General features: G+C 70.0%; 10 protein-coding genes. 4 read left to right on the forward strand and 6 right to left on the reverse strand.

Annotated elements, in window-relative coordinates; translation table 11 throughout:
* Window positions 1-10: 10 nt before the first annotated feature.
* A complete protein-coding gene (locus tag ACZ46W_RS26260) occupies window positions 11-538 on the forward strand; it encodes a hypothetical protein (protein WP_468342101.1) in 528 nt (175 codons plus the stop codon).
* The gene (locus ACZ46W_RS26265) at window positions 535-2,076 is read left to right on the forward strand and encodes a hypothetical protein (protein ID WP_468342104.1); all 1,542 of its coding nucleotides are present in this window, start codon (window positions 535-537) and stop codon (window positions 2,074-2,076) included. The genes ACZ46W_RS26260 and ACZ46W_RS26265 overlap by 4 nt, the downstream gene beginning before the upstream one ends.
* A gap of 99 nt (window positions 2,077-2,175) precedes the next feature.
* On the opposite strand, the gene ACZ46W_RS26270 is transcribed toward ACZ46W_RS26265, so the two are convergent.
* Entirely contained in the window at window positions 2,176-2,736 is a 561-nt protein-coding gene (locus tag ACZ46W_RS26270; protein WP_468342107.1) for a hypothetical protein, read from the reverse strand.
* A 625-nt stretch (window positions 2,737-3,361) separates the two neighbouring features.
* On the opposite strand from ACZ46W_RS26270, the gene ACZ46W_RS26275 reads away from it, so the two are divergent.
* Window positions 3,362-4,360, forward strand: coding sequence for a lytic polysaccharide monooxygenase (locus tag ACZ46W_RS26275; RefSeq protein WP_468342109.1), 999 nt, complete (start codon window positions 3,362-3,364; stop codon window positions 4,358-4,360).
* A 53-nt stretch (window positions 4,361-4,413) separates the two neighbouring features.
* Here ACZ46W_RS26275 and ACZ46W_RS26280 read toward each other — a convergent pair whose 3' ends face one another.
* The 3 genes from ACZ46W_RS26280 to ACZ46W_RS26290 all read right to left on the reverse strand — a co-directional run bounded on the left by ACZ46W_RS26280 (window position 4,414) and on the right by ACZ46W_RS26290 (window position 7,772).
* Window positions 4,414-5,463 (reverse strand): LLM class flavin-dependent oxidoreductase, encoded by a 1,050-nt coding sequence (locus ACZ46W_RS26280; protein WP_468342112.1) that lies wholly within the window; start codon window positions 5,461-5,463, stop codon window positions 4,414-4,416.
* 10 nt (window positions 5,464-5,473) lie between these two features.
* Window positions 5,474-6,349 (reverse strand): esterase/lipase family protein, encoded by an 876-nt coding sequence (locus tag ACZ46W_RS26285; RefSeq protein WP_468342115.1) that lies wholly within the window; start codon window positions 6,347-6,349, stop codon window positions 5,474-5,476.
* Window positions 6,350-6,524: 175 nt separating this feature from the next.
* On the reverse strand, window positions 6,525-7,772 hold the full coding sequence (locus tag ACZ46W_RS26290; RefSeq protein WP_468342118.1) for a cytochrome P450: 1,248 nt from the start codon (window positions 7,770-7,772) through the stop codon (window positions 6,525-6,527).
* 132 nt (window positions 7,773-7,904) lie between these two features.
* Here ACZ46W_RS26290 and ACZ46W_RS26295 point away from each other — a divergent pair, with 132 nt between their 5' ends.
* Window positions 7,905-9,392, forward strand: a complete 1,488-nt coding sequence (locus ACZ46W_RS26295; protein ID WP_468342120.1) for an FAD-dependent monooxygenase — start codon at window positions 7,905-7,907, stop codon at window positions 9,390-9,392.
* On the opposite strand, the gene ACZ46W_RS26300 is transcribed toward ACZ46W_RS26295, so the two are convergent.
* Together ACZ46W_RS26300 and ACZ46W_RS26305 are read right to left on the reverse strand one after the other, a co-directional pair.
* Entirely contained in the window at window positions 9,389-10,348 is a 960-nt protein-coding gene (locus ACZ46W_RS26300) for a DNA polymerase Y family protein (RefSeq protein ID WP_468342123.1), read from the reverse strand. The genes ACZ46W_RS26295 and ACZ46W_RS26300 overlap by 4 nt on opposite strands.
* Entirely contained in the window at window positions 10,345-13,953 is a 3,609-nt protein-coding gene (locus ACZ46W_RS26305) for a DNA polymerase III subunit alpha (RefSeq protein ID WP_468342126.1), read from the reverse strand. The genes ACZ46W_RS26300 and ACZ46W_RS26305 overlap by 4 nt, the downstream gene beginning before the upstream one ends.
* Window positions 13,954-13,989: the final 36 nt, after the last annotated feature.

Genomic DNA, 13,989 nt, shown 5'->3' on the forward strand with positions numbered 1-13,989 from the left:
CCGTCGACGTGTGACCGACCAGACCTCACTGCCTGACATGCTCGTCGTCGCTCACTACGGCTTCCATGCGGCGCGTGTGCGGTTCTATGAAATCCTAGACAGTGAGTTCAAACCCGAGCAATGCTTCGTACCGGCCGCCGAAGCGGTCTGGTGGGCAATGGCACTAGACGAGCAGCTAGCAAGCCTTGACGAAACCTATCGCACCTCGAACGAAATAGGCAGACGACTTATGCATGGCTTGCGATATGCGAGGAATCAAGCGACGCACTCGCTCCCTTTGTTGTTGACCGAGCGCAACGGCTTCACTGCACCGCTGCGGGCGCCCATGCGGGCCGGTGAGATGGCCTGGCTCTCGACGTCTGAGCTAGCAGAGCCGGATCGTCCAGCTCCAAGGCAAAAGCGTTGTTATGCAGAACTCGTGAGCGATCGACCCGTGCGCCACACTTTGGACAGTGCGGGAGACTGGTTCGCATCTGAATCGAATCGCCCAGGTTCGCCGCTAAGCGGCACGGGTTTTCGAGGGGTAGCGCAACGATGAACAATGAAGGCGTAGACTTTATTGCCGAGTTGCGAGACGCACTTGGTTCCAACTTTTGCGAATGGCTATTGGGCGAAACTGCAACCAATCCATCGAATGAGCAACAAGAGGTCGCCAAATGGGTTTGCACGAATGTAATCGCCGATAGTGAGCACCCGCATGCGGCATTGGCAGAGCTTTGCCACTACGATCCGCAAACTGGCATGTCCCATCTCGCGCTGTTGCGTCAACAGGCGGGCGTACCACCGGAGACACCGCCGACGTCGACCGGGGACGCCGTTCTCGACGCACTGAGTAAGTTGGCCAATGAGTGCTACCCCGAATTGCTATTGCGGTCGGGGACGGGATTCGTGCCCTCAGGGACGTCGAGTCCGCACGCCGAGCTCGTTACTCGGGAGGCGATCAAAGCAGATCCTGATCTCCCATTTACGTCAGCAAGTAAGGACACGGATGCGGTAAGATTTTCTAGATCTACTGGAAATAGCGGGCCGGTGCAACTCGCATCGGCCGGTATGTCGATCCTGGTAGCCGCCTGGGATCTGGCAAGATTCAAGCTCAAAAATCCGACTCCGCAGGACTTGATCTCCGCAATCCCGGAGATTCTTACGGAGGCCCGAAATGCGTTTCGCCGAGGAAAGTGCAAGGTGCTGGGCCTTACCGCCCTATCGGGAGTATTGCTGCCTGATGATGCGAAGTTCGAGTTCAAGGACGGGTTCATTAGGGCGGCATGCCCCGAGGATCATCCGTATGTCATCAGGCTACTTCATAACGGCAGTCAAGCGAGCAGGCTCCCCGATGGTAGCGAAATTCGCATTCGCGATACAGGCGATGTCCTGCTAGGGGCGCGTGTCCATGCTAGGACAGTCGTGGATGGACAGACGGACCTCGACCCGGATCAGTCCCTTAAAAGCCTTGAATACCTCCAAGAAAAGATAACCCAAGCCCGTCTTTCATTTTTGCTGTCCTGGCCGGACTCCCGCCCTCCGGCTTTGATTCCTACATGGAACGCGTTTGTAACCGCCTTTGACCCTCTAGGCGGGTGGGGATGGAATGACCTACATCTCTTTGCCAATAGAACTCCCACTCTTTTGACACATGACCAGGTGAAACAATGGAGCCTGTGGATGGGGCGCCTTGAGAAGGTATCGCTCGCTAGACTCGGCCTTGCTCCAATGCGAGTCATTCGCGCCTCATCTGAGCGTCGAGATCCATACGATGCCCTTATTGATGCAGTTATCGCATGGGAGTCACTCTTTGGCACGGAGACCGAAATCACTTTCCGGGTCTCTGCGTCCATAGCTCGACTCATCCACCCTGCCGGCGCGGAGAGAAATGACCTGCGCCGCAAAGCGGCCGAAATCTATAGGCTGCGAAGCAGGGTAGTTCACGGGGTGGCTGTGCCTACTAGGGATGCTCAGGAAGCCAGCCAGGCGGCGATAGAAATTGCAACGGATTGCCTTCGTATTCTGGTTCGCGAGCGCCCCGAACTCATCAAAATGAGCAGCGTTGAACGCAGCGTCACTATCCTTATGGAATGAAATTGCGCCTCTGTTTACCCTAACTGTGGACACAATCTTCATCGAGAGTAGAATGAGGCCACCGAATCTCCTCAGCCGCTATGGATCGACTAATCCACACTAGTGCAAGCCAGGGGCGTCCCCACCAAGCACCATCCTCGCCTTCTCGATGAAAGCCAAACGTGCCTGCTTGACCTCTTCCTGGTCGGCGTCTCTTTCTGGTGAGTCGCACCTCCACAGCCTGACCCTCTCCCCCTCACCCGTATGTTGACCAGCGAGTTCTGCAAACGTCGCGAGCAGGTTGAAGCAAGCACGGTGTAGCCGCTGTGCCTCTGCGGCAACTTCGATGGGGCCCTCCAGCGAAACAACAGAACCAGCCTCACCAAGAGCGATAATCGCTGCCTCTGCAGCAGGCAGTTCTGGCGCCACTGGTTCGTTGATCTCACCTTGCGCGACTCTGGCAACCTCTTCAAACTTGCGTTGCACCTCATGATACGCAGTGAGAAATAGAGCGTAGGCATCTTTCCGCGCCTCGCGATGCATAATGCGTCGCTGCTCGTCACGATCCATCTGCTTATCCATGCGCTCCTGCCGTCCCTTCAGAAGCGTGAAGGAGCCTGTCAACAGCACCCCAGCAAGTGCGCTACCTGCGCCGATGAGGGCGATCGCTTGTCCGGTCATGCCTACATGAAACCCGGATGTGATGGTGGCCGGCAGAGGAACAGCGAAGAAGCGAGAACTCGAACCGAGACCTGTACCACATGGGTAATTGATCCACCCAGCTAGAACCGTTGACGACCTACACACCTGCCACAAACCACCAAATGGGACGTTTGTGGTCACTCAGAGGCAGTGAGGGTGCAGGAGCGACCCGCACCTCATGATCGCTGCCGGCGGCCAGACCAGGCGTCGACCGCACAGACGTTCCATGGGCGCCAAGTCGCCCCGGGCAGTCAAGCAGAACCGGTCGGTGGCTCCCCGGGTGGGCCATACAGGGAGCCACCAACTACGGCATCAGGCGGACCATGGCGGACTACGGCGGACGGTGAACACCGTGCCGCCAAGGGCGGGCGGCCGCCCGAGGAGCCGCTTCCTGAGCGTCTTCTTAGCCTTGCCTTAAGCGGAGCATAAGAATCCTCATCTGCCGCTGCTTGTGGCCGATTTCGGTGCTCCGAGGGGCTAGCTTGCTGATCAACGGGGCTGGTCCGGACCGTCGGTGCCGAAGCCGGGGGGCTGCGCCGCCCGTCCGGGGTCCGGTCCCGTAACCCCCCACACCTGTTCGTCCCCGTCGAAGGAGAACGCCACCATGACCGATCGCCGCCGCACGGCTGCCGCCGCCGTCGCACTGGGTGTCGCGCCGCTCGCGCTCGCCGGACTGGCCGCTTCGCCGGCCTCGGCGCACGGCACGATGACCGATCCGGTCAGCCGGGTGTCCGCCTGCTACGCCGAGGGGCCGGAGAGCCCCGATTCGGCGGCGTGCAAGGCGGCGCTGGCGGCGAGCGGGCCGCAGGCGTTCTACGACTGGAACGAGGTCAACATCGCCAACGCGGCCGGCAACCACAAGCGGTTGATCCCGGACGGCAAGCTGTGCAGCGCGAACCGCGACAAGTACAAGGGGCTCGACCTGCCCCGTGGCGACTGGCCGTCGTCCCGACTGGCCGCCGGTAAGCACACGTTCCACTACAAGGCGACCGCCCCGCACAAGGGTTCCTTCGAGCTGTACATCACCAAGGACGGCTACGACCCGTCCAAGCCGCTGAAGTGGTCGGACCTGGAGGCGACGCCGTTCGCCAAGGTCACCAACCCCAGGCTGGAGAACGGCGCGTACGTCTTCGACGGCACCGTCCCGGCGAAGTCCGGCCGCCACCTGATCTACTCGATCTGGCAGCGCTCCGACTCGCCCGAGGCGTTCTACACCTGCTCCGACGTGGTGTTCGGCGGCAAGGAGGACAAGCCCGCCCCGACCGCGTCCGCCCCGACCGACGAGCAGATCGAGGACGGCGCGGACAAGTCGACGGTCGACCACGGCGGGCACGGCGGCGACGACCACGGTGAGGGGCAGGGCGACGCGCACTCGGCGGAGCCGACCGCTCCCGCGAGCCCCACGGCCGCCGGGGCCAACACGCTCCAGGCCAACGGCGCCGGCACCCCGTCGCCCGCGCCCGCCGCCGCGGCGAGCGGCGAGAACCTCGCCGAGACCGGCGGCGACGGCAGCACCACCTACCTCGCCATCGGCGGCGCGGCCGTCCTGGCGATTGGCGCCGCGGTGCTCTTCGCCACCACGCGCCGCAAGTCCGCGCGGTAGGACGGCAGGACGAGACGTGCCGGGGCCCGCCGCGTGGGCGGGCCCCGGCTCCGTCATGCCCAGGCGGGCATGATCCGTTCGTGGATCAGCCGCAGTTGCGTGTCCACGTCCGCGACCCCGTCCAGGTCCCGCCCGGTGAAGGCGCGCACCAGGCCGCGGTCGGTGATCGCGCAGATCATGTGGTTCACCCCGCTCGGCTCGATCTCCCGGCGGATCTTGTCGAGGCACTCCTCCGGTGTGCCCGACACCGACAGCCGCTCGGCGATCTCCGGCGAGGTCAGTTCGATGCCCCGGGCGAGGTCACCGGCGCCGATCGCGTCGATCACCGGCTTCAGCTCGGCCGGGTCGACGCCGTTGCGGCGCAGTTGCTCCTCCGGCATCGAGGAGGCGTAGATGCCGACCATCGAACGGGCGGCCTCCTTCGCCTTCGCCGAGTCGGGCCCGGTCGCGAAGACCACCCACGCCCCGATGTCCAGCGACCGCCAGTCCTTGCCGGCCCGCTCGGCACCGGCGCGGATGTGGCTCACGGCGTAGTCGTACGCCTCACGCGTGTAGCTCAGCGCGTGGTGGCACCCGTCGGACAACTCCCCCGCCGCCTCGAACGACTTGGGCCCGCGCATCGCGCCCAGTTTGACCGGCAGGCGCTCCTGCACCGGGCGGGCGAAGGTGAACAGCCCGTCGTAGGTGAAGAACTCGCCGTCGTACGTGATGGTGCCCTCGTCCAGGAGGGTGCGCACCACGTGCAGCGCCTCCTTGGTGCGGGACAGCGGGCGCTGCCGGGCCCAGTCGATGCCGTACTGGGCGAGGAGGCCGAAGTTGCCGCTGGACAGTACGCCTTCGGCGCGGCCGCCCGACAGCTCGTCGAGGGTGGCGAGGGCCTGGGCGATCAGGGTGGGTTCGCGCAGGACGACGGAGGAGAGGCTGGGGCCGAAGCGGATACGGTTGGTCTGTCCGGCCGCGGCCGCGAAGAGCAGCCACATGTCCTTGTGCCAGGTCTCGTCGGCGGCGTAACAGGCGTGGAAGCCGAGTTCGTCGGCGAGCCTGATGGAGGCCAGGGACTCGGTGAGCGGGTAGTCGGGGAGTAAGACGTAGCTGAACTTCACGGGTCACCCTTCAGTCGACGACCGACGCGCACGTGGTGGGCGTCGCGTGCGCCGGATCGAGCGCGTTCACGACCTCGTGGAACGCGATCCGGTCGAACAGCCCTATCGCCACGTGCTCGGAGAAGTCCAGAGGGCACAGGTCCTGGAGGAGCACGTTCCGGACGTTCGGCCCGTCGAGGAACTGGGAGCGGTACGGGGTGACGACCTGGTCGTACTTGGTGGCGATGACGGTGTAGTGGACGCCGGGGACGGTGTCGCCGCCCTCGTTGAGCTTGGTGAGGAACGGGGAGCCGGCGACCTGGTCGGCGAGGCCCGGGGTCTTCTCGTTCAGCCACTTCGCGGCGCCCGGGAAGTACGGCAGGAGCCCGGTGAGGCCGAGCAGCGTGGTGCCGTGGTTGTCGGGGGCGAGGCCGATGAGGGCGTTCACCTTGTCGGCGCCGCCGAGGAACTTGAGGTAGTGGCGGGGCATCATGCCGCCCTGGGAGTGGCCGACGAGGTCGGCCTCGGGGGCGCCGGTGGCGGCGAGGACCCTGTCGACGTACGCGTCGAGCTGTTCGGCGGACTTCTCGATGGGGCCGAGGCCGTGGAAGAACGGCACACCGGGCAGTTGGCCGTAGTCGAGGGAGAAGACGCAGTAGCCCCGCTTGACCAGGTAGGGGGCGAGGGCGAGCCAGTTGTCGACGGAGTTGCCGAAGGTGCCGTGGACGAGGACGACGGGGCGGGGGTGGGCGGGCGACGGCTTGCAGGCGTAGTCGTTCCAGCCGCTGGTGGGTCCCTGGGCGTGGGCGGCGGAGGCGGGGGCGAGGGTCGCGGCGACGGCCAGCAGCAGGACGGCCGAAGCCCGGAACGCGCGGCGTATGCCTGACGGGAGACGTGGGGGCAGCATCGAGTGGTCTCCTTGCGGCTCAAGGAATGGGGATGGGGCGATGGCGGTACGCCCTGTGGCCCGGACCACTGATGGGGAAGCACGGCCGGGTATGCCGTGCTCATGCCAAGCTACGCACGGGTAGCGGCAACTGGGAAGTTACGCGTCGGTAAAAACTGCCGCCCGGCCCGGCGCCCTACCACCTCACCGGAAGCCGCAGCGGAAAGCGCCGGATCGTGGCCGTGTCCCACCGCACCTCGCGCGCGGGCACCGCGAGACGCAGTCCGGGGAAGCGCGCGAGCAGGGTGCCGACGGCCACCCGCAGCTCCGCGAGCGCCAGGGGCGCGGCGACGCAGTGGTGCCCGCCCCAGCCGAACGTCATATGGGGGTGGGCCGGCCGGTCGGGGTCGAGCACATGGGGGTCGCGGAACACCTCGGGGTCCCGGTTGGCGGCCAGGTACGACACATGGACGAAGTCACCCGCCCGGATGGGGACGCCCGCCACCTCCACGTCCTCCAGCGCGACGCGCGGGATGCCGACGCCCTTGCGGAACGGGATGTACCGCAGCAGCTCGTCCAGCACCCCGGGCAGCCGCTCCGGACGGCGTACCAGCGCGGCCCACTGGTCCGGGCGGGTGAGCAGGACGTAGACGATGTTGCTGATCTGGCAGGTGGCCGTGTCGTTGCCGCTGAGGATGAGCGTGACCGCCAGGACCGCCAACTCCTCGTCGGTCAGCGGCCGGTCGCCGTCGTCCGCGCCGGGGGCCGCCATGGCGCTGATCAGGTCCTCGCCCGGTGCCCGGCGCCGCCGCGCGACCACGTCGGCGAAGTAGTCGCGCAGGAACCGCTTGGCGTCCGCCGCCGTCTGCCGCGCCTCCGGTGCCGTGGCCAGCATCCGGTGCGTACGGTGCAGCAGTACGGACCGGTCGGCCTCGGGCACGTCCAGCAGTTCGCAGATGGTGTGGTGCGGCAGCGGGGTGGAGAGGTGGTGGGCCAGGTCGGCCGGCGGCCCGTGCTCGGCCATCTCGTCCAGCAGGCGCCCGGTCACCCGCTCGATGGCCGGCGTCATGCGCTCCACGCGCCTCTTGGTGAACGCCCGTGCGGCGGCGCGGCGCAGGCGGCCGCTGTGCGGCGGGTCCAGTACGTTGACCGACTCCGGCGAGACGATCGGTTCCGGTGTCAGCCGCGGATAGTCCCGGCCCACGATGGCCGCGCGGCTGAACCTGGGGTCGGTGGTCACCTGCCGTACGCCGTCGAAGCTGGTGACCAGCCAGGCCTCCGAGTCGCCGTAGGGCAGTTGGATCCGGGTCACCGGGCCGCGCGCCATGAGGTCGGCGAGGAGCGGATCGAAATCCAGGCCCTCATGGAAGTCGAAGGGGCAGGTGACGGTGTCCGGCCATGTGGGCGGATGTTGGCGGTCCCGCGACGAGGCCGATGGATTCATGGGCATATTCCGCATATGCCGCATCTTGCGGCAGGTGGCTGTTCCGTGCACTCCAGAGCCGTGACCGACGGCAGAAAGCGGTGAGAGATGCCCGCCGACCCGCAGACAACCGACCCGTACCGAGGAGCACCGGTGCAGGGTGCCGTGGACGTCCTGGTCGTCGGTGCCGGCCCGACCGGGCTCACCCTCGCCTGCGACCTGGCCCGCCGTGGCGTACGCACCCACGTCGTCGAGGCGGCCGGTCAGCTCTTCGGCGGCTCGCGCGGCAAGAGCCTCCAGCCACGCACCCAGGAGGTCCTCGACGACCTCGGCGTCATGGCGGCGCTCCAGGCCGAGGGCGGACCGTTCCCGCCCATGCAGACCTGGCGGGACGGCCGGCGGGACGGCACCTGGCGACTCCTGGAGCAGGACCCGGACGCCCCGGTGTCGCGGTACCCGGAGCCGTGGCTGGTTCCCCAGTGGCGTACGCAGGAGATCCTTCTCGACCGGTTCCTGGCGCTGGGCGGGACCGTGGAGTACGGCACCCGCCTCACGTCCCTGCACCAGACGGACCGGCACGTGCTGGCCGAGCTGACGCACGCCGACGGGAGCCGCCGGACGCTGACCGTGCCGTACCTGGTCGGCTGCGACGGCGGGCACAGCACGGTGCGCGACGCGCTGAGGATCGCCATGAAGGGCGAGGAGGGCGATCTGCACCCGGCCGTGGTGGCGGACGTACGCGTCCGGGACCTGGACCGCGACCACTGGCACATCTGGCTGGACGACCCGGACCGCCGGGGCGTGGGCAGCCTGCTGCTGTGCCCCCTGCCGGGCACCGACCAGTTCCAGCTCAACGCCCGGGCCGACGACGAGGAGCGCGACCTCACGCCGGACGCCGTGCGGCAGTTGATCGCCACCCGCACCCACCTGCCCGCCGACGCCGTGACGGACGTGCTGTGGCACTCGTACTACCAGCCCCGCACGGCGCTGGCCGAGCGGTTCCGCGACGGCCGGGTCCTCCTCGCCGGCGACGCCGCGCACGCCCACCCGCCCGGCGGCGGGCAGGGCCTGAACATCAGCGTCCAGGACGCCTACAACCTGGGCTGGAAGCTGGGCCAGGTGCTGCGCCACCACGCCCCCGACGCGCTGCTGGACAGCTACGAGGCCGAGCGCCGCCCCGCCGCCGCCCACGTCCTGGAACTCAGCTCCCGGCTCTACCGGGTGGGCCGCAGCCCGGAGGGCGGCAGCGAGAAGGCACGGCAGCGCGGCAGGCTCACCCACCTGTTGTCGGTCCACTACCGCGACAGCGCCCTGAGCACCGAGACCCGGGAGCGGCTCGCCCCCACGGCCGTCCAGGCCGGCGACCGCGCCCCCGACCTGCCGTGCGTCACGGAGGACGGCGGCTCACGGCGGCTCCACGAGCTGCTGCGGGGCCCGCACTTCACACTGCTCGCGGTGGACCGCACCCCGCCCCGGGTGCCGTCGGGGATCGTCACGCACCGGGTGACCGGCGGCACGCTGGCGGAGGAGCTCGGCGCGGGACTGTTCCTGGTCCGCCCGGACGGCCACATCGGGCTGGCGACCCAGGACCAGGCGCACCTCGACCACTATCTGGCGAAGGCCGGGCTCACCCGCGGTTAGGCGGCCAGCGACCCCGGCACGATCGCCCCCGGCCCGAACCTCGCCCGCGCCTTGTCCGCCACCGCCTCGATCCGCCGCGCCTTGTCGTCGCCCGGGTCGAGGGAGAGCTGGTGCGCGGCCCTCTCGGCGGGCATCAGGCCCTCGGCGCGCAGCCCGATGGACCGCACCCGGGCGCGCTGGAGCCCGAGCGCCTCGTGCATCGCGTACGCGGTGCCGGCCAGGTCCGCCGTGTGGGCGGTCGGCTCGCGCAGGGTGCGGGTGCGGGTGGTCGCCGACCGGTCGGCGTACCGAACGGTCAGCGTCAGCGCGTGGCACACCTGCTCCTCGCCCCGCATGCGCGCGCCCAGCTCCCCCGCGAGGGACAGCAGGGCGCGCCGGTGCCGGTCCTGGTCCAGCTCGTCGCGGTCGAAGGCCCGTTCGGCGGCGACCGACCGGGACGCGGCGTTGGGGACGACCGCCGTACGGTCGACGCCCTGCGCCCGCTCCCACAGCTCGCGCCCCGCCCGTGCGCCGACGATCCGCTGGAGGACGGCGAGCGGCGCGGCGGCGACGCGCCCGATGGAGTCGAGCCCGTAGGAGCAGAGCGTCCGGGCGGTGGCCGGGCCCACTCCGTGGAGCGCGGCGACGGGCTTGTCGCGCAGGAACGCCTCCGGGTCGTCGACCACCAGGGTCGTGCCGGGTGCCGCGTCCCGTGCCGCCATGCGGGCCAGCATCGGGTTGGGTCCGGCCCCGATGACGCAGTCCACGCCGTGCAGGGCGAGCGCCCGGACCCGGATCACGGCGGCCAGCTCGGCGGGGCCGCGCCCGAAGTACCGTACGGCGCCGCGCACGTCGGCGAGCGCGGCGTCGGGCGGGGCGGCCTCGACGACGGGCGTGAACTCGCCGAGCATCGCGACCAGTTGGGGCAGCACGGCCTCACGCGTCGGCTCCAGCCGGAATCGTACGTAGAGAATCATCCCGCGCTCCCCTGGCTCTGGTGCCACAGCTTCTTCGGAACCCCCGTCGTCCCGTCGCCCGCCGGGCGCAGGTCCGCCCAGGGGTTCATCTCGTATCCGGTGGGCATCGTGATCCGCCGCCCGCTGTCGGAGGACGAAGCGGCCATCGGTTCGGCCAGCCGTGCCGCGACCGCGTCCAGGCCGCCGTCGCGCCGCAGCTCCACCAGCTCGGCGAGGTTCCAGGCGGCCGAGCCGACGACGCTGAGGCTGCGCGGCCCGCGCCGCTGCACCACCCCGCGTACCAGCAGCAGCCAGGAGTGGAAGACGGTGTGCGCGCACGCCTCGTGGCTGTCGTCGAAGAAGGCCAGGTCGACCAGGCCCGTGCCGTCGTCGAGGGTGGTGAAGATGACGCGCTTGCCGGACCGGATCGGCGGGGTCTGGGTGGCCGCCTTGGCGCCCGCGACCAGCACGGTCTGTCCGTGCGGGGCCGCCCGCAGCGCTTGCGCGGAGACCACGCCGAGTTCGGCGAGGAAGGCGTGGTGGTCGCTCATCAGGTTGCGTGAGGCGTCCATGGACAGCACGCCCAGCTCGGCGCTGAGCCGTTCGGCGTCGTCGAGGTCCGGCAGGCCGATGGGCGCGGACTTGCGGCCGCCCGCGAGCGGGAGCTGGTCGCCGTACGAGCCCGATCCCCGCTGGAGGCGGTGGAGTTCGGCGAGGTGCAGCAGCAGGTCGCGCCGGTTGCCGCCGAACTCGTCCAACGCCCCCACCTGGGCGAGCCGTTCGGCGACGGGCCGGCTGGGGCGGGCCCGCTCCCAGAAGTCCAGCAGCGAGGCGTACGGCTGCCCGGCCTCGATCCGCGCCGCCTCGGCCTCGCTCATGCCGTGGACGTCCGAAAGGGCCAGCCGCAGGCCCCACTTCCCCAATGAACCGGACACCAGTTCGATCCGGTGTGCGACCGCCGACCGGTTCACGTCCACCGGCAGCACGGGCACCCCGCGCCGCCGCGCGTCCGCCAGCAGCAGCCGCTTGGGGTACATGCCGGGATCGTGCGTGAGCAACCCGGCGTAGAAGGCGGCCGGGTAATGCGCCTTCAGCCACGCCGACTGGTACGTCGGTACGGCGAACGCCACCGCGTGCGCCTTGCAGAAGCCGTACGACCCGAAGGCCTCGACGATCTCCCACGTGCGCGCGACCACGTCGTCCGCGTACCCCTTGGCCCGAGCATGCCGCTCGAACCAGGCCTTGATGCGGCCCTGCGACTCCGGGTCGGACAGCCCGCGCCGTACCGCGTCGGCCTCCTCGCGGCCGCAGCCGGTCATGATGTCGAGGATCTTGATGATCTGCTCGTGGAAGACGACGACCCCGTACGTCTCCCTCAGCGCCTCCTCCAGGTCGGGGTGCGGGTAGCGCACCGGCGCCCGTCCGTGCCGGGCCTCGATGAACGGCCGCACCATGTCGGCCGCGACCGGGCCCGGGCGGAAGAGCGAGATGTCGACCACCAGGTCGTGGAAGGTGGCCGGCTGGAGCCGCCCGACCAGGTCGCGCTGGCCCGGCGACTCGATCTGGAAGCAGCCGAGCGTCTCGGCGGAACGGATGAGGTCGTACGTGGCCGGGTCACCCGGGCGCACCTGCCCGGGGTCGTCGATGTCGACCACCTCGCCGCTCGCCCGCTCGACCTCGGCGACCGCGTGCGCCATCGCCGACTGCATCCGCACGCCGAGGACGTCGAGCTTGAGCAGCCCGAGCTCCTCCACGTCGTCCTTGTCGAACTGGGACATGGGGAAGCTCTCGCCGCTGGTCGGCACCACCGGGGTGCGGTGCGGCAGCGAGGCGTCCGAGAGCAGCACCCCGCACGGGTGCATGGCGACGCCGCGCGGCAGCGCGTCCAGCGCCTCGACCAGCTCCCACAGCTTCCCGTACTTCTCCCGCTCCCCCGCGAGTTCGCGCAGCTCGGGCAGTTCGTCGAGGGCGGCGCGGGCGTCCCGGGCACGGATGTGCGGGAAGGACTTGGCGATCCGGTCGATGTCGGCCGGGTCCATCGACAGGGCGGCGCCCACGTCCCGTACGGCGTGGCGCACCCGGTACGTCTCGGGCATGGCGACGGCGGCCACGCGCTCGGGGCCGAAGCGGCCGAGGATGGCCCGGTAGACCTCCAGCCGGCGGGCGGACTCCACGTCGATGTCGATGTCGGGCAGCACGGGCCGCCGCACCGACAGGAAGCGCTCCATCAGCAGGCCCTGTTCGACCGGGTCGGCGTGGGCGATGCCGAGGAGGTGGTTGACCAGGGACCCGGCGCCGGAGCCGCGGGCTGCGACCCGGATGCCCATCTCGCGGGTGTCGTCGACGACCTGGGCGACGGTGAGGAAGTACGAGGCGAAGCCGAGCCGCTCGATGGTGCGCAGCTCGTCCTCCAGCCGGGACCAGTACGCCCGCTTCCGGTCGTGGCCGCGCAGCACCATCCCGGCGGCGCAGCGCGAGCGCAGCACCCGCTCGGCGGTGCGCCGGCCGGCGCCGACCAGGTGCGCCTCGGGGAAGTGGACGGTGCCGATGCCCAGGTCGCCCTCGGGGTCGACCCGGCACGCGGCGGCGGTCTCCTCGGTCATGGCCAGGAGCCGGTGCGCGGTGTCGCGGCGGAACCCGGCCGCCTCGGCGACCCGCTCGGCGGTGGCCGCCATCGCGGCCGGGTCCTTGAGCCAGCGCTCACCGCTGTCGAGGCCCTTGCGCGGGTCGATGGGCACCAGGCGGCGGGCCGCGTCGAGGACGTCGGCGACCGGGCCCTGCCCGGGGTCGGCGTACCGCACGGCGTTGGTGAGCACGGCGCGCACGCCCTGCTCGGCGGCGAGGCCGAGGGTGCGGGCGGCGTGCCGGAGCGAGCCGGGCCCGGTGCCGGTGCGGCCGTGGTGGACGACCTCCAGGCGCAGGGCGTCGCCGTACACCTCGCGCCAGGGGGCGAGCAGCCGGGCGGCGCGGTCGGGGCGGCCGGCGGCGAGGGCGCGCCCGATCTCGGAGTCGGGCCCGAGGAGGACGGTCACGCCGTCGCCGTGGTTCTCCGCCCAGGGGAGCAGGGGGCTGCCGCCGTTCCGGGGGCCGTGCCCGGCGCGGCCGGCGGTGCCGCTTCCGTTCCGGGGGCCGCGTCCGGTGCCGGCGGCGGTGGCGCGCCCGGTGCCGCTTCCGGTGGCGCGCCCGGCACCGTGCCCGGCGCCGCCCCCGGCGGCGTGCCCGGTGGCGCCCCCGGCGGCGTGCGCGCCGTCCTCCTCCGCGTGCGCGGCGGTGATCAGCCGGCACAGGTCGGCCCAGCCCTCCCGGGAGCGGGCGAGGAAGAGCGCGCGGGGCGCGGACTCGTCCACGAAGGCGCCGCCGCGCACGGGGGTGCGGCGCCGGTCGGTACGGGAGTCCTCTCCCCGTACCGGCCCGTCGATCGCGAGGTCCACCCCGAACAGCGGCCGTACGCCCTCCTTGGCGCAGGCCGCGGCGAACCGGACCGCGCCCGCGACGGTGTCGCGGTCGGTCAGGGCGACGGCGTCCATGCCGCGCTCGGCGGCGCGCGCCGCCAGCCGCTCCGGGTGGGAGGCCCCGTACCGCAGGGAGAAACCCGAAACGGTGTGCAGATGCGTGAACCCTGGCACCCGCACCTCCTGGATCAATCCGGTCTCACCTCCCCC

The sequence above is a fragment of the Streptomyces sp. NPDC031064 genome, assembly GCF_055570965.1.